Source organism: Tessaracoccus flavus, from assembly GCF_001997295.1.
Classification (GTDB): Bacteria; Actinomycetota; Actinomycetes; order Propionibacteriales; family Propionibacteriaceae; genus Arachnia; species Arachnia flava.
This window is the reverse complement of record NZ_CP019605.1, coordinates 1,059,853-1,080,286: the sequence shown is the minus strand read 5'-3', so window position 1 is coordinate 1,080,286 and position 20,434 is coordinate 1,059,853. Positions and strand designations below refer to the sequence as shown.

The 20,434-nt window shown below is 67.9% G+C and carries 19 protein-coding genes; 6 read left to right on the top strand and 13 right to left on the bottom strand.

The window, feature by feature from the left end; all coding sequences use genetic code 11:
* Nucleotides 1-6: 6 nt before the first annotated feature.
* Nucleotides 7-1,836 (bottom strand): translation elongation factor 4, encoded by a 1,830-nt coding sequence (lepA, locus tag RPIT_RS04820; RefSeq protein WP_077341168.1) that lies wholly within the window; start codon nt 1,834-1,836, stop codon nt 7-9.
* A gap of 146 nt (nt 1,837-1,982) precedes the next feature.
* On the opposite strand from lepA, the gene rpsT reads away from it, so the two are divergent.
* On the top strand, nt 1,983-2,243 hold the full coding sequence (rpsT, locus tag RPIT_RS04815) for a 30S ribosomal protein S20 (RefSeq protein ID WP_077341166.1): 261 nt from the start codon (nt 1,983-1,985) through the stop codon (nt 2,241-2,243).
* A 78-nt stretch (nt 2,244-2,321) separates the two neighbouring features.
* Here the strand turns inward: rpsT and holA are convergent, their stop codons facing one another.
* Complete coding sequence (gene holA / locus RPIT_RS04810) at nt 2,322-3,287, bottom strand: DNA polymerase III subunit delta (protein ID WP_077344213.1); 966 nt, start codon at nt 3,285-3,287, stop codon at nt 2,322-2,324.
* Nucleotides 3,288-3,370: 83 nt separating this feature from the next.
* Between holA and RPIT_RS04805 the strand changes: the two genes are divergently transcribed.
* Together RPIT_RS04805 and RPIT_RS04800 are read left to right on the top strand one after the other, a co-directional pair.
* A complete protein-coding gene (locus RPIT_RS04805; RefSeq protein ID WP_077341164.1) occupies nt 3,371-3,793 on the top strand; it encodes an SRPBCC domain-containing protein in 423 nt (140 codons plus the stop codon).
* The gene (locus tag RPIT_RS04800; RefSeq protein WP_077341162.1) at nt 3,790-4,785 is read left to right on the top strand and encodes a Gfo/Idh/MocA family protein; all 996 of its coding nucleotides are present in this window, start codon (nt 3,790-3,792) and stop codon (nt 4,783-4,785) included. The genes RPIT_RS04805 and RPIT_RS04800 overlap by 4 nt, the downstream gene beginning before the upstream one ends.
* A 16-nt stretch (nt 4,786-4,801) precedes the next feature.
* Here RPIT_RS04800 and RPIT_RS04795 read toward each other — a convergent pair whose 3' ends face one another.
* The 6 genes from RPIT_RS04795 to RPIT_RS04770 all read right to left on the bottom strand — a co-directional run bounded on the left by RPIT_RS04795 (nt 4,802) and on the right by RPIT_RS04770 (nt 13,124).
* Entirely contained in the window at nt 4,802-5,527 is a 726-nt protein-coding gene (locus RPIT_RS04795) for a DUF2238 domain-containing protein (RefSeq protein ID WP_218121522.1), read from the bottom strand.
* A gap of 49 nt (nt 5,528-5,576) precedes the next feature.
* Nucleotides 5,577-7,892 (bottom strand): ComEC/Rec2 family competence protein, encoded by a 2,316-nt coding sequence (locus RPIT_RS04790; protein WP_077341160.1) that lies wholly within the window; start codon nt 7,890-7,892, stop codon nt 5,577-5,579.
* On the bottom strand, nt 7,892-8,683 hold the full coding sequence (locus RPIT_RS04785) for a ComEA family DNA-binding protein (protein ID WP_226996340.1): 792 nt from the start codon (nt 8,681-8,683) through the stop codon (nt 7,892-7,894). The genes RPIT_RS04790 and RPIT_RS04785 overlap by 1 nt, the downstream gene beginning before the upstream one ends.
* 84 nt (nt 8,684-8,767) lie before the next feature.
* The gene (gene leuS / locus RPIT_RS04780; RefSeq protein WP_418361371.1) at nt 8,768-11,233 is read right to left on the bottom strand and encodes a leucine--tRNA ligase; all 2,466 of its coding nucleotides are present in this window, start codon (nt 11,231-11,233) and stop codon (nt 8,768-8,770) included.
* Nucleotides 11,234-11,315: 82 nt separating this feature from the next.
* Nucleotides 11,316-12,236 carry a carbohydrate kinase family protein gene (locus RPIT_RS04775; RefSeq protein ID WP_077341156.1) on the bottom strand — a complete coding sequence of 307 codons (921 nt, stop codon included), beginning with the start codon at nt 12,234-12,236 and terminating at the stop codon, nt 11,316-11,318.
* Nucleotides 12,237-12,245: 9 nt separating this feature from the next.
* Nucleotides 12,246-13,124: a DUF4192 family protein gene (locus RPIT_RS04770; RefSeq protein ID WP_162274496.1), complete on the bottom strand. Its 879-nt coding sequence runs from the start codon at nt 13,122-13,124 to the stop codon at nt 12,246-12,248.
* Nucleotides 13,125-13,248: 124 nt separating this feature from the next.
* Between RPIT_RS04770 and RPIT_RS04765 the strand changes: the two genes are divergently transcribed.
* Nucleotides 13,249-13,893, top strand: coding sequence for a hypothetical protein (locus RPIT_RS04765; protein WP_077341152.1), 645 nt, complete (start codon nt 13,249-13,251; stop codon nt 13,891-13,893).
* Between the two features lie 18 nt (nt 13,894-13,911).
* Here the strand turns inward: RPIT_RS04765 and RPIT_RS04760 are convergent, their stop codons facing one another.
* The 4 genes from RPIT_RS04760 to RPIT_RS04745 form a co-directional block, all read right to left on the bottom strand.
* Nucleotides 13,912-14,847 (bottom strand): hypothetical protein, encoded by a 936-nt coding sequence (locus RPIT_RS04760; protein ID WP_077341150.1) that lies wholly within the window; start codon nt 14,845-14,847, stop codon nt 13,912-13,914.
* A gap of 88 nt (nt 14,848-14,935) precedes the next feature.
* Nucleotides 14,936-16,144: a L,D-transpeptidase family protein gene (locus RPIT_RS04755; RefSeq protein ID WP_226996339.1), complete on the bottom strand. Its 1,209-nt coding sequence runs from the start codon at nt 16,142-16,144 to the stop codon at nt 14,936-14,938.
* 150 nt (nt 16,145-16,294) lie between these two features.
* Entirely contained in the window at nt 16,295-17,182 is an 888-nt protein-coding gene (locus tag RPIT_RS04750) for a hypothetical protein (RefSeq protein WP_093664703.1), read from the bottom strand.
* Entirely contained in the window at nt 17,179-17,874 is a 696-nt protein-coding gene (locus RPIT_RS04745) for a M48 family metallopeptidase (protein WP_162274495.1), read from the bottom strand. The genes RPIT_RS04750 and RPIT_RS04745 overlap by 4 nt, the downstream gene beginning before the upstream one ends.
* A gap of 152 nt (nt 17,875-18,026) precedes the next feature.
* Here RPIT_RS04745 and RPIT_RS04740 point away from each other — a divergent pair, with 152 nt between their 5' ends.
* Both RPIT_RS04740 and RPIT_RS04735 read left to right on the top strand, forming a co-directional pair.
* A complete protein-coding gene (locus tag RPIT_RS04740; RefSeq protein ID WP_218121521.1) occupies nt 18,027-19,304 on the top strand; it encodes an inorganic phosphate transporter in 1,278 nt (425 codons plus the stop codon).
* Entirely contained in the window at nt 19,301-19,597 is a 297-nt protein-coding gene (locus RPIT_RS04735) for a hypothetical protein (RefSeq protein WP_077341144.1), read from the top strand. Before RPIT_RS04740 ends, RPIT_RS04735 begins: the two co-directional genes overlap by 4 nt.
* A gap of 12 nt (nt 19,598-19,609) precedes the next feature.
* Here the strand turns inward: RPIT_RS04735 and RPIT_RS04730 are convergent, their stop codons facing one another.
* The gene (locus RPIT_RS04730; protein WP_077341142.1) at nt 19,610-20,368 is read right to left on the bottom strand and encodes an NTP transferase domain-containing protein; all 759 of its coding nucleotides are present in this window, start codon (nt 20,366-20,368) and stop codon (nt 19,610-19,612) included.
* Between the last annotated feature and the right edge of the window lie 66 nt (nt 20,369-20,434).

Here is a 20,434-nt window from a genome sequence, read left to right as displayed (position 1 = left end):
CCGTCGCTACTTCTTCGCGGACTCCGAGGTCGACAGCGCGGCGACGAAGGCCTCCTGGGGCACCTCGACCCGGCCCACCATCTTCATCCGCTTCTTGCCTTCCTTCTGCTTCTCCAGCAGCTTCCGCTTACGCGAGATGTCACCGCCGTAGCACTTGGCGAGCACGTCCTTGCGGATGGCGCGGATGGTCTCCCGGGCGATGACCCGCGAGCCGATGGCGGCTTGGATGGGCACCTCGAACTGCTGTCGCGGGATGAGCTCCTTGAGTTTGGAGGCCATCAGGAGGCCGTAGGAGTACGCCTTGTCCTTGTGCACGATCGCCGAGAACGCATCCACCGGATCCCCGTGCAGGAGGATGTCCACCTTGACGAGTTCGCTCGACTCTTCGCCGTCCGGCTCGTAGTCGAGGGAGGCGTAGCCCTTCGTGCGCGACTTCAGCGCGTCGAAGAAGTCGAAGACGATCTCCGCCAGCGGCAGTGTGTACCGGATCTCGACGCGGTCCTCGCTGAGGTAGTCGAGGCCACGCTGGATACCGCGGCGGGTCTGGCAGAGCTCGAGAATCGTGCCGATGTACTCCGACGGCGCGAGGATGGTGGCGCGAACGACCGGCTCGTACACCTCCGCGATCTTCCCCTCGGGATACTCCGACGGGTTCGTGACCGTGTGTTCGGAGCCGTCCTCCATCACGACGCGGTAGACGACGTTGGGTGCGGTGGAGATGAGGTCGAGGTTGAACTCCCGCTCGAGCCGCTCCCTGACGATCTCCATGTGAAGCAGCCCGAGGAAGCCGATCCGGAACCCGAACCCGAGCGCACCGGAGGTCTCCGGTTCGTAGGTGAGCGCCGCGTCGTTGAGCTGGAGCTTCTCGAGCGCCTCGCGCAGCTCGCCGAAGTCGTCGCCGTCGATCGGGTAGAGACCTGCGTAGACCATCGGGTTGGGGTGGCGGTAGCCGCCGAGGTCCTTGGCCGCAGGACGGGAGTCGATGGTGACCGTGTCGCCCACCCGGGACTGGCGCACATCCTTCACGCCGGTGATCAGGTAACCCACCTCGCCCACGCCGATGGCGTCCGACTTGATGGGCTCGGGCGAGATGACGCCCACCTCCAGCAGCTCGTGCGTGCCGCGGGTGGACATCATGAGGATGCGCTCGCGGTGCTTGAGCTCGCCGTCGACCACCCTGACGTAGGTGACCACGCCCCGGTACGTGTCGTAGACGGAGTCGAAGATGAGCGCGCGGGCCGGAGCCGTCGGGTCACCGACGGGGGCTGGCACCATGTCGACGACGTGATCGAGCAGTTCCCGCACGCCGTCACCGGTCTTGCCGGAGACGCGGAGGACATCTCTGACGTCGCAGCCGATGATGCCTGCAATCTCGGCGGCGTACTTGTCGGGGTTCGCGCTGGGCAGATCGATCTTGTTGAGCACCGGGATGATGGTGAGGTTCGCGTCGATGGCCAGGTAGAGGTTGGCCAGCGTCTGCGCCTCGATGCCCTGCGCCGCGTCGACGAGCAGGATCGCGCCTTCGCACGCCTGGAGCGACCGGGAGACCTCGTAGGTGAAGTCGACGTGCCCCGGAGTGTCGATCATGTTGAGGACGTGCGTGACGCCGTCCTTATCCCACGGCATCCGGACGGCCTGGGACTTGATCGTGATGCCGCGCTCGCGCTCGATGTCCATCCGGTCGAGATACTGGGCGCGCATCTGGCGAGCGTCGACGACACCGGTGAACTGCAGCATGCGGTCGGCCAGCGTGGACTTGCCGTGGTCGATGTGTGCAATGATGCAGAAGTTGCGGATGATCGCCGGGTCGGTCTTCCCTGGGCGCGGAGCAGGCATTCGTCTCCTCGTCGATGAACTGGGACAGGCCATACTCTCACGACTGCCGCGATTTTGCAGGCCGGGACCTGCTCAGGTAATCTTGACCGTCGCGTGCAAACGCGAGACCGAGTAATCACAAACTTCACCGTAAAGAGGCTTGCCCAGTGGCGAACATCAAGTCCCAGCAGAAGCGCAACAAGACCAACGAGAAGGCGCGCCTGCGCAACAAGGCCGTCAAGTCGGCTCTCCGCACCCACGTCCGCAACGCCCGCGCCGCCGTCGCCGAGGGCGACCCCGCGAAGGCCGCCGCGCTCGCCGCTGTTGCCAACCGCAGCCTCGACAAGGCCGTGAGCAAGGGCGTCATCCACAAGAACCAGGCTGCCAACCGCAAGTCGGCCATCTCGCAGGCTGTCGCCGCTCTCTGAGCCCAGCTCTCAGCGCTCCAACAACAGCGTCTTGACCCTCGGTCGTCAGGGCGCTGTTTTCGCGCGCCCTGAATCAGCTCAGCGTCGCCGGAGCTTGAGCACCCCGAGCACCATCCTCTCAAGCGCGAAGTCGGCGTTGGTGGCGGCGCCCTTGACCTCGCCGTCGGCAATGCCGATGATCCTGATCGCCGACGCCACAGCGCCTGATTGCCAGTTGCTGGCCGCTCGGGAGTAGTCCTTGATCTTCCAGTACGGAATGCCAATCTGGCGGGCCATGTCAGCGTCGCTCAGCCGGCTCCCCTGCGCATCGAGGTAACGTCCCATCCCGCGGAACGCGCCGGCCATCGCGCTGGTCACCAGGACGGGCGCGGCGCCCGTCGACAAGGCCCACCGCAGCCGTTCCAGCGCCAGGCTCGCATTGCCGGCCAGGACGGCGTCGGCCACGGCGAAGCTCGTGACCTCCGCCCTCCCCGCGAAATACCTCCGGATGAGCGCGGCGTCGATCTCACCGGATCCGGCATCGGAGGCTAGTTGGGACACGGCGGCGGCGAGGCTGCGCAGGTCGTGCCCCACCGCGGCGACCAGCTCGCCCGCGGCCTCCTGACTGATGCGCACCTTGTGTCGCTTGGCTTCCGCTGCAACGAATTTCGGCAGCTCCCAGGGCTTGATCGCCGCCACCTGCTCGACCTGCACCTTCGCCTTCTTCAGCTTGTCGACCAGGCCCTTGCCCTTCATCCCGCCCTGGTGGACGAGGATGAGGCACAGGTCCTCGGGCGGGTCCGCCGCGACGGCCACGAGTTGGTCGACCACCTCAGGTGGGCAGGCGCCGACGTCGTCGATGATGGCGATGATGTGCGAAGAGAACAGCGAGCCGCCCACCACCTCCGACAGCATTGAATCGGCCAGTTCGGTGGCCTGGATCTCGTTGATGTCCGCCTCGGGGTGGGCCGCCAACGCCCGGCGTTTGGTGTCAGCCACAATCCGGCTGGCCAGAAGGCTCTCGGGACCGGTGATGAGGAGCGAGGTGCCGAACGCCGAGGTCATGGTGGATAGCTTGCCAGGGATCACCGTCAACTTCTCCCCCCTCCCGCTGGAATGCCGACGCCACCCGTGGCAGGCTTCATCATGTGAGTGAACGTATCGAGATCAGCACCATCGTCGACGCCCCCATCGAGGCTGCCTGGGCGGCCTTCACCGATGAGGACGCCATCCAGGCCTGGAACCATGCCAGCGACGACTGGCACTGCCCCCTCGCCAGCAACGACCTCCGTGAGGGGGGCGAGTTCAGCTACACCATGGAAGAGGTCGACGGCGACGAGTCGTTCGAGTTTGCAGGGACGTACACCACCGTCGTCGACCACCGGCTCATCGAGTACACGCTCGACGACGGGCGCTCGGTCAGCGTGACCTTCGAGACGCAGGCGGACGGCACCACGCTGGTCCAGCAGTCGTTCGACCCTGACGAGGAGGAGCCCACCGACCCGCAACGCGCCGGCTGGCAGGCCATCCTCGACAACTTCGCCGAGTACGCCGAGAAGGATGCCCAATGAGCGGGGCGATCCGGATCGGGATTCTCGGCGCCGCCGGGATCACACCGACTTCGCTGATCGAGCCGGCCCACACCAACCCGGACGTGGAGCTGGCCGCGGTCGCCGCCAGGGACAGGGCCCGTGCCGAGGAGTTCGCCGCCGAGCACGGCATCGCGCGAGTGGTCGACAGCTACGAGGCGCTCGTGGCCGACCCCGACATCGACGCGATCTACATTCCGCTTCCGAACTCACACCACGCGGCGTGGACGATTCGCTCGCTCCAGGCCGGCAAGCATGTCCTGGTGGAGAAGCCGTTCGCCTCCAACGCCGAGGAGGCGCAGCGCGTGGCGGAGGTCGCGGCCGCATCCGAGCTCGTCGTGATGGAGGCCTTCCACTACCGCTACCACGCCCTCACCAGGAAGATCATCGAACTCGTCGAGCTCGGCAGCATCGGGGAGCTGCAGGACATCACGGCGACGTTCAACATCAACCTGCCGGACCGCACCAACATCCGTTACCGCTACGACGTCGCCGGCGGAGCCACCATGGATCTGGGGTGCTACCCCCTGCATCTGGTGCGCAGCATCGTCGGTGAGGAGCCCACGGTCACCTCGGCCACCTACCGTCCGTCCCCCGAGGACGCCCGCATCGACGAGGCGCTCACGGCCGAACTCGAGTTCCCGTCAGGGGTGACCGCCACGATCTCCAGCTCGCTGCTCGAGGACGAGGAGGTTCAGACCGCCGTGCTCACGGGCACCCGCGGCACGATGGAGGTCTCGGGCTTCGTCAAGCCGCAGGAGGGTAACTGGTTGCGCGTCTCCGGCGAGAATCCGACCATGGAACTGCCCACGAAGCCCACCAGCTACGAGGAGCAGCTGGCGGTGTTCGTCTCGGCGATCCGGGAGGGCACCGAAGTGCTGACCGATCCCACCGACTCGGTCAAGACCATGCGGGTCATCGACGACATGTACCGCGCTGCGGGGCTCACGCCGCGCGAGACGCTGGAGGCATAACCACCCGGATCGGCGGTCAGTCGGCCGCCGGTCGGCGCTCCAGGAGCGGTGCAGGCCTCTCAGCGTCCTTTCCCATGCGCGGTCGAAGCCACAGGAAGCCGAGCACTGTCACGATGAGCGCCGCCGAGGCGTCGATGATCAGATCGATCATCGTGTCGTGGAGCGCCGACCGTCCGATCAGTACCTCCCCCGCCTCGGTCACGTACTTCTGCATGTTCGTGCCGAGCAGTGAGTCCGCCGTGAACTCGTAGATTTCCCACACGACGCCGCTCGCCAGGGCGAAGCAGAAGGCGAAGAAGGACACGAAAGCGGGGCTCAGCTCCACATGGAGGCGCTGTGAGTCGTTCAGCAGTTGCACCAGGACGAAGCCGAGCGCCCCGAGCATGGCGCCACTGAAGAAGTGCAGGACGTTGTCCCAGTACGGGATGCGGAAGTAGAACGAGCGCACCTCTCCCAGGTAGATGGCGCAGTAGAGGAACACGAAGAACGCGATCTCGATGGCGCTCGGAAGGTGCACGGCGAAGCGTCTCTGCACGATGAGGGGCAGGAACATCACCACGATCCCCAGCGCACACTGCAGCAGCATCAGAACGTAGTCGCTCTGCACCCGGACGCTCGGATCAGCGGACGCCGCCGGTGCCGTGGCCAACCGGACCGACGCGAAGACGATGGAGCCCATCAGGGTCACCAGCAGGATCGCCCGGACGACGGTTCGAGCTTCGGGCATGTGGGAGCGGGTCACGCCCCCATCGTGGTGCATTCCCGTTGCCCGACGAAATTGGTGCCCACCATCATCCGGCGGTGCGGATCACGAGCCCGTCCCCGCGCCGTGCGACGGCGACGTCGCCATCCATGTCGGTTCTGGCCACCGTCATGCCGAGGTCTCGGCTCAGTTTCATGGTGCTCGCCGACGGGTGACCGTACGAGTTGCCCTCTCCGGCCGACGCCACCGCGACGCTGGCCGACGTCACCTCGAAGAACCGCGGGTCCTGGCGTGAGGAGCCGTGGTGCGGCAGCTTCAGCACGTCGACGGAGAGGTCGATCCCCTGCCGGGCCGCGGACCTCAGCGCAAGGCTCTGCCCGCCAGGTTCGAGGTCGCCGGCCAGCAGGACGCTGACGTCACGCGAGCGGGCAACCGCCACGACCGACGCATCGTTCTCCGCCGATCCCTCGCCGTCTGGCTCGGGTTGCCAGTCGGCGAAGGGCTCCGTGGCGGACACGGTCTGCCACTGCACCCAGCCGACCCCGAGGACTTCTCCCGCGGCCGCTTCGCGGACGACGACGCCGGCCTGCGTCGCGGCCGAGGCCAGCCAATCCGGAGGCGATCCCGCCCTCACCAGGATCAGCTCTGGACGAAACCTCGCTATGACGGCGGCCGCCCCACCGACGTGGTCAGAGTGGTAGTGGCTGAGTACCAGCATGGGCAGGGAGCGCACGCCGAGCGACTTCAGGCACGCCAGTGTCGGCGCAGCCTCCGGTCCTGCGTCGACCAGAACCGCCGCCCCTCCGCCCGCGTTGAGGACCGTCGCATCCCCCTGCCCGACGTCGCAGAACACCACCGCCCAGTCCCCGGGCCAGCCCAGCGTCACCGGTCGGACCACCGAGCCCCCGAGGATCGCGCCGATGAGAAGCACGAACCCCCACCGCCGCGCCAGGAGGCGGGGCAGCACCCACGTCGCACCCAAGGCGGCGCCGGCCACGATGGTCAAGCCCGCAGCGGTCGGCTGCCATTCCCACGCGGCTGACGGCAGGGCCGCTCCGCCGTCGGCCAGCCAGAGGATGGGTTGGGAGCACCAGCCGGCCAGCCAGCCCGGACCTACCGCCAACACGGGCACGAACCACAGGAGGGCAGCCCCAAGTCCCAGGATCGTGGTGGGACCGACGAACGGCCCCGCCAGGGCGTTGGTGACCACACCGATGACCGACACCTGCTCGCTTAGCGCCGTCACGATCGGCTGAGTCGCCACCTGCGCCGCTAACGGGATTGCGATCGCTTCCGCAAGCCAGCGCGGCGCCCATCTGGTCATGGCCCCCACCAGTCTGGGGCCGAGCAGCACGATGCCGGCACAAGCAGCCACCGACAGCGCGAACCCGGCCGACCTCGACAGCCACGGGTCCAACCACACCAGAGCAAGCACGGCGACGCTGAGTGCCCGGACACTCCGGCGTCCGCGGCCCACCCCGACGGCGGCGAGCGCCACCAGGCCCATCGCCGCGGCTCGCAGCACCGAGGGATCCTGACCGCAGAGGACAACAAACCCAAGTACCCCCGCGACCGCGGCAGCTCGCACGGCCCACCCTCGCACCCCGACGGCGCGGGCAACCGCGAGGACTACCCCGAGCATCAGCGTGAGGTTGGCCCCGGACACCGCCATGAGATGCGTCAGCCCCGTCGCCTGAAAGTTGTCACGCATGCCCCCATCGACCGCAGAGGTGTCACCGACCACGAGCGACGGGACCAGCGCAGCCTGATCGGGTGGCGAGTGGGCCACAGCCGACCGCAGCCCCGCCCTCATCGCGTTGGCGCCGGCGTCGAGGAGGCCTGGCTCCGCGGTCTGACGCACGACGCGGCGCAGCCGCAGCAGCGCGGCCGCCGCGTCGTCGCGCTCGGTTGCGGCCAATCGTCCCTCCAGGAGGTACTCGGCACCCGCGGTGAGCGACAGCAGTTCTTCGCCAACCGTCCCCACACCGATCACGACGATGGGAACCGCGGCTTGGATGCGGCGTCCCCGTGCTTCGGCCCAGACGAGTTCGGCCCGACCGATGCTCGCCTGACGTCCAGGCTGGGGCTCGGCCCTGAGCCTGAGCAGGACCGTCGCTGTGGCGCCCTCCTCGGCCAACTGGGCAACAGCAGACGTGTGACGATGGTGCGACTGCAGTCCCGCCGTGGAGGCCCCCACCGCCAGGACTGCCAGCGTGAGGGCGGTCCACCGACGCCCCGACCGCCCCGCCATCACGCCGAGCAGCCCCACCCCTGCGAGGAGGGCCATGACGACGTCCCGGCCCGGCGTCCAGCCCGCCGTTCCCATCCACGACGCGGCCCACGCTGCGGCCGCCACGGGGACGAGACGCCAGTCGTGCGGCCACGCCTGGTCGGTGCCGCCCATCAACCCACCCTGACCAGCGGAGCCAGTTTCTCAAAGGTCTTGGGTCCGATACCGCTGACCTCCTGGAGCTCAGCGACGGAGGTGAAGCGGCCATGCTCCTCGCGCCACGCCACGATGGACGCGGCCGTCACCGGGCCGATGCCGGGCAGGGACTCCAACTCCGCGGCGGTGGCGGAGTTGAGATCCAACTCTGAGGTGCTGCCTCCCTCCCCGCCATCGCCCTGTCGGATCTCACCCATCGGCTCGTCCCCCGTGCCGACGACGATCTGCATCCCGTCAGCGACGGGGGCCGCCAGGTTGAGCAGTGCCGCGTCCGCCTCCGGGGTCAGGCCGCCGGCGGCGAGGAGGGCGTCCTGGACGATGGAGGCGGCGGGTACCCGGACGACCCCCGGCCGGGCCACCGCGCCTGCCACATGCACCCGCACCGTCGGCGGTGCGCTCGGCGAGGGTGGTGGGGTCGAAGTGACCACGACGGGGGCGACAGGAATCTCCGTCGCGGCACTGCGGCCCAGGGCCGCGAACGCCACTCCTACCGCGCACAGCAGCAGGACCACGACGACGGCCACGTGTCGCGCGGTCACGGCGGGCATGGACCACGGCGCAGGCGTCGTGGCCGGGCGGGTTAGCGGCTCGACGCTCTCGGCGCCCCCATCCGGTACGGCGTTGGCCGGCAGCGCGACGTCGGCATCCGCCTCGGGGGCAGCCCGACGGGGTGCGCTGAGCGGCGGCAGGCCGGCGCTGACGAACGCGAGCCGGGCGCGAGCCAGTTCCTCGGCTTGGTTGGGCTGCATGCCCGCATCGTCGTCAGCGTCGACCCGCTTTTCCCACGCGGATCCTCACCTGTGGACAGGGCACGCCGAGTCGTCAGCGTGAGGTCACTGCGGGACGATGCTCAGCATCTTCGGCAGCCGGGCGATCACCTTGGCTACCCCGCGTCCGTCGAGGCTCCGCTGGACACCCGCGTCGGCGAGCGCCATCTCAACGGCTTCGTCCTCGGAGATGTCAGCCGCGACCTCGAGCTTCGCGCGGATCTTGCCCTGGATCTGCACGACCATCGTCACGGTGTCGTCCACCGTGAGCGAGAGGTCGGCCTCAGGCCAGGCGCTGTTGGCCACCGACGGCTGCAGGCCCAGAACTTCCCACATCTCCTCGGCCACGTACGGCGCGACGACGCTCAGCGACTGGGCCACAAACATGACAGCCTCGCGCACGGCGGGATCAGCGGGTCCGGCCTGCCCGTCGATGGTCTTGCGGGTGGCGTTGACCAGCTCCATCGTCCGCGCCACGGCCACGTTGAACCGACCGGAATCGAGCAGCGTCGTGATCTCGGCGATCGCCTTGTGGGTGGCCTTTCGCAGCTGGGCGTCACCGTCGGCGAAGTCCACCGTGAGCGGCGAGGTGACGTCGGCCGCCAGGCGGTAGGCGCGCTGCAGGAACTTCAGGCTCGATGCCGGGGACATCTCGGCCCAGTCGATGTCGTCCTCCGGCGGTCCGGCGAAAACCATCGTGAGCCGCACGGCGTCGACGCCGAACTCGTCGATCTGTTTGCCCAGGTCGACGCCGTTGCCGAGCGACTTGCTCATGGCGCGGCCCTGGTTAATGACCTGGCCCTGGTTGAGCAGCCGGAGCATGGGCTCGTCGAAGTCGACCAGACCCATGTCGCGCAGCACCTTGGAGAAGAACCGCATGTAGAGCAGGTGCAAGATCGCGTGCTCGACGCCGCCGACGTACTGCGCCACCGGCATCCAGTTGCGCACGTCCTGGGGGTCGAACGGGCCCTCGGTGTAGCCGGGCGAGCAGTAGCGGAAGAAGTACCAGGACGAGTCGACGAAGGTGTCCATGGTGTCGGTGTCGCGCCTGGCGTCCTCACCGCAGGAGGGGCAGGGGACGTTGACCCAGTCGGTGGCAGAAGCCAGAGGGGAGGTGCCCTTCGGGGCGAGCGCCGCGCCGCGGAGGTCGGGGAGGCGGACCGGCAACTGATCGTCGGGCACCGGCACCTCGCCACAGCTCGGGCAGTGGATCACCGGGATGGGGCAACCCCAGAAGCGCTGGCGTGACAGCAGCCAGTCGCGCAACCGGAACTGGACCGTGCCGGTGCCCATCTGGTCTGCCTCGAGCTGCTCGATGATGCGGGCAACGCCCGCGGCCTTGTCGCTGAGTCCGTCCAGGAGGCCGGAGTTCATGTAGGCCCCGTCGCCGACGGTGGCCACGCCCGTCTGCGCCGGATCGGTGCCGTCGACGTCGAGGACGGTCCTCACCGGAAGGTCGAACTTCCGCGCGAAATCGAGGTCACGCTGGTCGTGGGCCGGTACCGCCATGATGGCGCCTGTGCCGTAGTCGGCCAGGACGTAGTCGGCGGCCCAGATGGGCACCTGCTCACCGTTGACGGGGTTGGTGGCGTGCACCCCGAGCCAGACACCGGTCTTCTCATTCTCGGTCGACTGGCGTTGAATCTCGGTGGTCCGCTTCACCTGCTCGAGGTACTCCTCGAACGCCGGCCGGCACTCGTCCGTGACGAGTTCCTGCGCCAGCTCGCCGTCGGGAGCCACCACCATGAACGTTGCCCCGAACAGGGTGTCCGGACGGGTCGTGAAGACCGTGATCGGCGCCTGCCTGCCCTCGACGCGGAAATCCACGTGCGCACCCTCGGAACGGCCGATCCAGTTGCGCTGCATCGCGAGCACATGGTCCGGCCAGCCGCCCTCGAGCTGGCTCATGTCGTCGAGCAGCTCCTGGGCGTAGTCAGTGATCTTGAAGTACCACTGGTTGAGCTTGCGCTTGGTGACGGGGGTCTTGCAGCGTTCGCAGGCGCCGTCGACGACCTGCTCGTTGGCCAGCACCGTCTGGTCCTTCGGGCACCAGTTGACGAACGAGTCCTTGCGGTAGGCGAGCCCACGCTCGTAGAACCGGTTGAAGAGCCACTGGGTCCAGCGGTAGTAGTCCTCGTCCGACGTGTGGAGGCGACGTGACCAGTCAAGGCTCAGCCCATACCGTTTGAACGAACGGGCCTGCGTCTCGATGTTGTTGTAGGTCCAGGTGGCGGGGTGGGCGTCGGCCCTGATCGCCGCGTTCTCCGCGGGCAACCCGAACGAGTCCCAGCCGATCGGGTGCAGCACGTCGTAGCCGCGCAGGCGCCAGTAGCGGGCGACGACGTCGCCCATCGCGTAGGCCTCGGCGTGACCCATGTGGAGGTCGCCCGACGGGTACGGGAACATGTCAAGCACGTACCGGCGCTCACGCGACCCGTCATCCAGGGGCTTGAAGGTCTCGTCTTCCTCCCAGAAAGCCTGCCACTTCTCCTGGGCCTGGACCTTGTCGTACTGTGCGGCCTCTTGGCTCACGACTATTTCTCCTGATGCTGGTTCGCGGGCGCGCCCAGACGGCGCGAAGGCTCAATATACCTCCGAGCCACGGGGGCGCGATTCACTCGAGGAACGCGTCCACCTCCGCGGCGGACGGCGGTTGGGCGCCCTTGCGCGTGCAGACGATCGCGGCGGCCGCTGCCCCGCGCGCCAGTGCCGCCGCGACGTTGTCGGGATCCTCGGCGAAGGCGGACAGGAAACCCGCCATGAAGGTGTCCCCTGCGCCGACGGTGTCCACCACCTGAACCCGGTTCCCAGGGACCCGGATCACCCGTCCGTCGGGCTTGACCGCCGCGACGCCGTCGGCGCCGAGCGTCACGATGAACAGGCTGAGCCCGAACTCCGCCGCCCAGGCCTCGGCGTAACCGAGCGGGTCGGTGTCATCGTCCACGAGCCAGGCAATGTCCTCGTCCGAGGCCTTGACGATGCCCGCATGGCCGCCGACGGCGGTCATCAGGTCGGTCACGAGCGCGAAGTAGGCGGCGCGATCCGGAAGGCACGACGGGCGGACGTTGATGTCGAAGCTGACTGCCGCCTGGGTGGAACGCACGAAGTCGAGGACCCGCTTCGCCCCGGGGCCGATGACGGCACCGATCGAGCCGAAATGCAGCCAGTCGTCGCTGTCGAGGACCGGGAACTCGTCGGCCTTCCAGTTGAAGTTGCTGGTGCCCTCGAAGTGGAAGGTGTAGGAGGCATGCCCGCGTTCGTCGAGCGAAACCACGGCCACAGACGTCGGGTCGTCGGTGGAGACGGAGATATCGGTCTGTACGCCTGACGCCTCGAGGTGGCTGCGGAGCTGTCGGCCGAACGCGTCGTTGCTCAGCCGCCCCAGGAAGTGCGAGTCCCGGCCGAGCTTGGCCAGGGCCGCCGACGTGTTGAGTGGACCGCCACCCGACCGGGCGATCCACCGGCTTTCGGCCGGGGAGATCGACTCCTCGGGCATCAGATCAATGAGGGCTTCACCGCACACCACGAAACGCATGGCATGACACTACCCGCATTCGGACCACCGGCTCGGGGGGATCCCCAGTTGGTGCATCACCTCCAAGGTCCCGGTCACGGGATGGTCCGGGGCCACGCGGCCCAACTGCTCGATGAGCGAGGTGTACTCCGCTCCTCCCCCGCGGAGCCAGGAGGCCATCGCCAGCACCGCCAGCACCTCCCCCTGCCCCTCCTCAGGGACGACGGTGCGCGCGCGGAGGAGATTGGGCCAGGCAGCCTTGGCCGACTCGATGGTGAACGCACCGACGACGCCATCAGCCAGCTCGGTGTCAGAGAGAAGCAGCGCCAACTCGAGGGCGTCGTCATCCGACAGGCGGTCCTCGGCCAGCAGCAGCTCCCACAGCCGATCCTCGGGATCGGCAGTCTCCCCCAGCGCCTCGACGACGCGATCGACCTCGGAGGGACTCGCGGGATGCCAGGTCTCGACGGCGGACACCGCTTCGGCGCGGTCGTGAGAGATGACTCTCCCCTCATAGACCGCCTGCGCCGCCACCGAGGATGTGTCGAACTCGAACGGGAACGGCTCCCCGTCGTCGAGCGACCAGTAGCGAGTTCCGTCAGTCACGAGTGACTCCCGCACCCGCGTCGGACCCAGGGCTGCGGTGAGTTCTGTCACGGAGAGGAACGCAAGATCGGGGTCGGCTGCGTAGCCGAGGATCACGAACTCGTCCGCGCCCACCTCATGGGCGGCATTGCTGATCTGCGCCGAGATCTGCCGTGGTCCGCGCAGGTGCCAGTCGAGGTCCAACCGGGCGGTGAACCCCACGGTCGAGCCGACCATGCCCATCACCACGCAGGATTCCGCCGGGTGGAATCCGAACAGGACGGCTGGCACGGCGAGCAGGTCCGCGCGGGTGGTGCATTTCATCACAGGTATCGTCATGCCTGCACCTTCGGCACGAGGACCGCGCAATTGCCGTGCCAGTACCTGCTTGTGGACAACCTCCCCGTCGGTGACGACGGGTGGCGGGTCTGGGTACGCTGGATCGATCATGAGCAATCAGCAGTGGCCTCCCCCGGGCAGTCAGCAGAACAACCCGTGGGCGCAGCAGGATCCGAACTGGCGTCCGCAGCAGTTCCACGACGCTCAGGGCCGAGACCCGCGCCAGCCGTTCGGCCAGTCCGACCACCGGCAACCGTCCATCGAAGAGTTGACCCCACCGCGCAAGAGCAAGGGCGTCTGGGGGATCGTGATCGGCGTGGTCGTCCTCATCGCGACGCTGCTCGTCGGTGCTCAGTTCTTCACCGGCGGCCCGGCCGAGCCAGCCGCACCTGTCTCCGCCAGCGCCGACGCCCAGGCGACCCCGACCGAGAGCCGAACGGGCAACTACATCCCGTTCGAGGGCAACGGTGACGGGATCTTCGAAATCGTCGATTACCAGTGGGGCGAGCAGAAGCTGCGTCTGCGCATCCGGGTGGAGATCGAAACGGGCGAATACGGTTTCGCGGTGTTCGCCTTCACCAATGAGAGCCGGGACAGCTACGATCCGGTGGACCCCAGCTCGTTCATCGTCAGGGCAGGCGAGCCCGTCGAACGCGAGGTCACGTTCTACATGCCCCAGGCGGACTCGACCATCGTGTTGACCACCCCATCGGGTCGGGTGGCCCTCAACGCGCTGCCGGTCGAAGCACCCTGAGCACTCGCCGACGACGCGTCAGGAGATGGGAGGAGCGGCGGCGGGAGCGTTGGCTTCAGCGGCGACCCTGCGCTCTTCGATCGCGTCCGGGTGATCCTTCGACAGAAGAACGACGCCGTACACGGCCAGCGCGCCGAAGCCAGCCATGCCGAGTGCGGGCCCGACCCCCATGCCTGCACCCTCGCCGAGGACGAGGAGGCCAAACAGGACTGCGACGAACGGATCCACCGTCGTCATCGTCCCCACTGTGATCTCCGCCGGTCCTGAGGCGTAGCCCTGCTGGATCATCCACACCCCGAGGCCGTAGCAGGCCACCATCATCGCGATGGTGCCGAGGACAGCGGGCTCGGCGAAGGATCGGTCGTGCTTGAGGATCATGTCCATGGCTGCCTTCATGAGACCGGAGGCCAGCCCGTAGAAGGTCGCTCCCACCGACGACCACATCATGGCCTTCAGCCAGGGAGCCGACTTCGTGGCGACGTACGACAGGACCGCGCACACGAGGCACACCACCACGAAGGCAACGAACATCGGCGCGAACGTCACGTTCTGCACCGCCGTTGCGAACGTCGAGGAAAACATCGTGAAGCCCACCACGCCCGTCACTGTGATCGCGACCGCGCGCCAGATCTTCCCGGAGAGCTTGTGCTTGTGGATCCGGGCGGCCAGAAGGACGGACCAGGGAACAGCCAGGATGCCGACGGGTTGCACCACCGTGACAGGCGCGAACGACAGTGCGACGAGGTGGATGCCCGCTCCCGCGAACACGAACGTGAGTCCGAGCAACCACTTGGGGATGCGGAACAGCGACAACAGACCGGCGATCGTGAGCCGGTTCGACGAGGCCGTGCCGGTCGGATCGAACGTGCTCTTGACTCCGAGACTCTGCAGGATCGCCCCGCTCGCGAAGAGGAACGAGGAGACAACCTGCATTCCGATGGCCAGCCAGATCACTACCGAGGCCCCTTTCGTCCGGACGCACGAAGACTAGCCCACGGCCGCGCCCTCGGGCAGAGCGACGGTGCCCGCAGGCGAACATCGCTCACTGATAGACGACGACCTTGTCCCCCTCGCGGGAGGCGTCGAAGAGCGCCATGACGGCCTGCTTGTCACGGACGTTGACGCATCCGTGGGAGGCGCCGTCGTAGCCACGCGCCGCGAAGTCCGCCGAATAATGGACGGCCTGCCCGCCGGAGAAGAACAGCGCGAACGGCATCGGCGAGTCGTACAGGCTGGACACATGGTCGCGGGACTTCCAGTAGACCGAGAAGACGCCGTTTCGAGTGGGGGTCTGCACGGATCCGAACCTGACGTCCATCGTCGACTGGATCTTGCCGTCGATCACCCAGGCGAGCCTGCGCTGCGACTTCGAGATGCAGATGACGCGGCCCTGCAGACAGCGGTCGTCCAGCACCATGGCCGGGGTCGGCGCCTTCTCGGGCACGACGTTGTTGAGTTCGTCGGAGGTCGGCTTGCGGGTCATGCCGTAAAGACGGTCAAGGGTTCGCTGATCGACCTCGCCCGTGACCGGGATCTGCCGCTTCTCCTGGAATCCACGGACCGCCTCCGTCGTCTTGGGCCCGTAGGTCTCGGCGATCGCGTCGTGGAACCAGCCGATCTGCTTCAACCTCGCCTGCAGGTCCTTGACGTCGTCGCCCTGGCTGCCGGGCGCGAGGATCGCAGGGCCGGGCCGCAGCACGTTGTACATCTCGTCCTGCGTGGGCTGACGCGTCATGGCGTTCAGCACGTCGAGGGTGGCCTGGTCGACGGCGCCGGTGGCGCGTAGCCCCCGCTTGGTCTGGAACCCTTCGACGGCCAGCCGGGTGGCGTCGCCGTAGCTTCCGGTGATCTTCCCCTCGAACCACTCCAGCTGCAGCAGGCGGTGCTGCAGGTCCCGCACCGAGTCGCCGCTGGCGCCCTGCTCCAGCAGTGCCGGCGGCGCAGGTGGCGCCTCCGGCTCGGGCCGGACGGTCTCGGTTTCCGCCGGCGTGGGTTGGGGTTCAGGAGAGGGGCTTGGCTCAGGCGACAGCACCGGGCTGGAGGTCAGGGTGGGCGTCGGCCTTGAGGTGGGGGTGAAGATCGGCGAGGAGACAACGGTCGGCGCCGGGCTTGTCGGCTCCCCGATCGGAGCGGGGTCGCTGTCCTCGGGGCTTGGCTCGGGGGCCACAACCGGAGGACGGGGCGTCGCCAGGATGTCCGGGGCCATGGCACCCGGGGCGCATCCCGTGGCCAGGATCGCGGTCACGGCCATGGCTGTGAGGAGACGCCTCGCGCCGGGGAAGGAAAACACGCTGGACCTCGCAGGGGGAAGAACTGGGTAGCCAGCGGCAGCATAAACCGATCTATCGGCGGTGTGCGGGTAACACGCGGTGTGGGTCACGGGGAACTCCTTCGAGAGGCTTCACCCTTGTCTACGCACGAGCGACGGTTCCCGGTTGAGTAGATCTTCAGCGATCTCCAGCAGAGCGGTCCTCAAGGGGGCCGCCTCCGCGGCAAAGCCCTTCTGGCGCTCGACGTAGTCGGCCCGCCCCGCCGGCGTCTCCACACGGATCGGTTCAATTCCCCAATCGCTGAGGTCGTAGGCGGACGCAGCCATGTCCACCCGTCGGATCCTTCTCGCGAGCCGGAACGTGTCCAGCAGGACCGTTGACGGGACGGCCGGGCTCAATTTCGAGGCCCACTTGTACAGATCCATATTCACGTGGAGGCAACCCGGTTGATCCAACTCGGCCTGCCGATCCCTTGAGGGAGCGACCAGGTTGAGGGGTTTCGCAGCGGGGGTGAAGAACCGGAACGCGTCGAAGTGGGAACATCGACACCCCACGTCCTCCACGATCTTCGCCAGCGCGTCCGGCGGGAAGCGCAGTTGCAGGTAGGGGTGGCGTGTCTCGTCGGGCTCGAGGCGGTAGACCATGGCCCACTCGTGCATCCCGAAGCAACCGAACCTGGGGGCTGCGGAGGCGGTCGCGGCGAGGAGGTCCCGCGCGGTCACCACTGTCGCCCCTCGCTTGGCCAGGAAGGCTCCCACGTCGAGGCGTGCCACACCGTCGACGGAGGAGTAGAACGGGCGGTCTGCGTACTCGGCGGCGTCGTCCAGCGCCACGCCCGCTCCGGGATGCCACTGGGCGAGCTGGCTCGGCCGCAGGTTGTAGTAGTGGAAGAGGAAGTCGTCGACGGGGTGGCGCTGGCCGCGGTCGCGCCGGTAGACGACGTCGGCCAGTTCGCCCTCGACCTCCACGCGGTGGGTTTCTGCCGCCGCGCGCCAGACCTGCGCCTCCAGCGTCGTCACAAAGGCCCCTTCAACTGGCCCCGGCGTCGCCGCCAGTCCGGCAGAGCCGCATCCATCCGCGCGTAGAACGCGGGGCCGTGCCCCCGCTCCCACAGATGGGTCAGCTCATGCACGAGCACGTACTCGAGTAATTCGGGCCTCCGCTCGGCCAATGCGATGTTGAGGCTGATGGCACCGGTGGCCGGCTGGCAACTCCCCCATCGGCTGGTCATCCGCCGGTACCGGAAGGTCGAGGCCGCGCGCCCCGTGATGGCCGCCCACCGATCGTGCAGTGCCGGCACGGCCGATTGGATCTCCGCGCGGTAGAGGTTTTCAAGCGCCTGGCGGCGCTCCCCCTCGTCCGCGGCGCTCAGCCTGATCGTCCGGCCGTCGACTCGGGCGCTGACGCGGCGTCCCTCCTCCAACCGGACCTCGTGCCATTCTCCCCACAGCAGGGCGCGCCCCCCATCGGTCAGGGGCTCCCGGGCGGGTGCCATGAGCCGCGCCTTCGCACGCGCCTGGACGATCCAGTCGCGCTGGCTGATCACGAACCTCTCCACGTTCTCCGCGGGGGTGCGGTACGGCGCCGAGACGCGCACACGGCCGTCGGGGGGCAGCACGCGCAGGCGGATGTTCTTGATGTCCTTGTAAGTGACCTCCGCCTCGATCCCGTCCACCGTGAGGGAGTCCGTCCACAACGTCCGTTTGTTCATGCGGCGCATCGTAGGCACCCCCTCCGACATTTCGCCGACTTGTTCTAATGCTGCACCGCCGTAGCGTCACCGCCCACCAAATGTACCCGTGCCCTGTGCTCAGGCCGACCCCGATTCGGAGATGCGAAGGCCGTGCGTGCACACTGGAACACGTGCCCCCCGAACTCATCGTGTTAGCGCTCGTTGTCGTCGTTGCTCTGGCCTTCGATTTCACCAACGGATTCCATGACACGGGTAACGCGATGGCGACGTCGATCGCCACCGGCGCCCTGCGTCCGAAGACCGCCGTGACCCTGTCGGCAGTGCTCAACCTCATCGGCGCCTTCCTGTCGGTGGAGGTGGCCCTGACGGTCACCAACGCCGTGGTCAACATCCAGGACTCGAGCGGGGCTCCGCGACCCGAACTCATCGGGGACGGGGGCATGGCACTGCTGATGATCATCCTGGCCGGTCTCGCCGGTGCCATCATCTGGAACCTGCTCACCTGGCTGCTCAGCCTGCCGTCCAGTTCTTCGCACGCCCTCTTCGGAGGGCTTGTCGGTGCGACGATGGCGGGCCTCGGGGTCAACGGGGTCAAGTGGGTCGGGGACGGAACGAAGCTCGACGGTGTCGTCGGCAAGGTCATCCTGCCCGCCCTGATGTCGCCGGTCGTCGCTGTTCTGGTGGCCGCCGTCGGTACCTGGTTGGTGTTCCGGATCACCCGGGGCGTGGCCGAGAAGTACCGTGAGAGCGGCTTCAGGTGGGGCCAGATCGGTTCGGCGAGCCTCGTGTCTCTCGCGCACGGCACCAACGACGCCCAGAAGACGATGGGCGTCATCACGCTCGCGCTCATCGCCACCGGCGCGTGGACCGACCTCACCGCCGTCCCGTTCTGGGTCAAATTCACCTGCGCCCTCGCCATCGCTCTGGGCACCTACCTCGGCGGCTGGCGGATCATCCGCACCTTGGGCAAGGGGCTGGTGGAGATCGCGTCCCCGCAGGGCATGGCCGCCGAGTCGTCCTCGGCCGCGGTCATCCTCGCCTCAAGCCACATGGGCTTCGCCCTGTCCACCACCCACGTCGCCACGGGCTCGATCCTCGGCACAGGCATCGGCAAACGCGACGCCACCGTCAACTGGCGGATCGCCGGGCGAATGCTGCTGGCGTGGGGCATCACCCTGCCAGCCGCGGGCCTCGTCGGTGCAGCCCTGTGGGTCGTCGGTCACCTCATCGGCGGCCTGCCAGGTGCGCTCGTGGTGTTCTCGATCCTCGTCGCGGCCTCGGCCTGGATGTACCAGCGCTCGAAGCGCAGCGCAGTGGACCACCGCAACGTCAACGACGAATGGGTTGAGCTCGCCACGGCCCAGAGCCCCGGCGCTCCCGCCGTCATCCCTGAGGAGCCGCTCGTCATCGACGAGAGCGCCCCGGCCGCTGAGGAGGTCAAGCAGTGAACACAGTGTGGCTTGCGCTCGAAGGGGCGGGAAATGTGCTGCTGGCCGGCCTCGTGCTGGGGGCCGGGCTGCCGGCGATCTTCGCCATGGGCATCCGAGCGCTCAGCTGGGGTTCCGGCACGATGGTCAACACCGAGGACCACAGTCCCCACCTGGTGGGCCGCGTCGTCGGCTACGCCTGCTTCGCGATCGTGGTGGTGGCCATCCTTCTGGGCGTCGGCGTCATCGTCGCGAGCGGGATGGGGATGCGTCTGTCCTTCGACAGCGTCATCCCGATGTTCGTCCCCAAGTGACGCCTGAGCGTCCTACGCCTGGACGGTGACCCCGCCATCCCCCCGGATACAGCGGACCAGCCTCTCGTGACGTCCGACCCGACAGCCGTCCCACACGACTGATTCGACGACAGAGCCCTCCACGACGGCGCCCTCACCGATGACGCTCTCGCCCCCGTTCGCGAGAAGATTGGCCGTGAGGTAGTCAGCGGGCGTGCCGGTGTCGACGACCGGACCGTGTGCCTCCACGAACTCCAGGCGGCCGCGCTCATGCTCCCCAGCCCACACCTCGTCATAGAGGCCGCTGAACCCCGTCGGCAGGTCGCGGACGAAGCGGTTGGGCAGCAGGGAGACCCCGACGTAGTTCCAGCCGCCGAAGTCGCCGACGCCGTCGGCCGGTGTCACCAGCAGACGGGGCAACTCCCCGTCCCAGTTGCTGATCAGCGTGGTGAGGTCGTCGACCAGCCAGGCGTCGGCGTTGTGGATGAGCACGTCGCGGTCCCCGATCCATCCCGCCAACTGTGCGATCGCCCCACCGCTACCGAGAGGCTCCTCCTCGTAGGAGATGTGGACGCCCGTGCCGTCCAGGTGTCGCCGGACCTGGTCAGCCAGGTGGTGCGCGTTGACGGCGGACCCGCTCACAAACGGCCTGATCCTGCGCAGCGCGTGATCGAGCAGGGGCACGCCGGCCACCGGGCATAACGCCTTGGGCCTGAACTCGGTGAGGGGGCGCAACCGGGTGCCCAGTCCCGCGGCCAGCACGACGCCGGCGGGTGGGGAACTGATCGGCATGGCATCTCCTGACGCTGCGGGTGGACAGGGACCGTCGCCCTGAACTGCGCCCATTGAACCGGATCA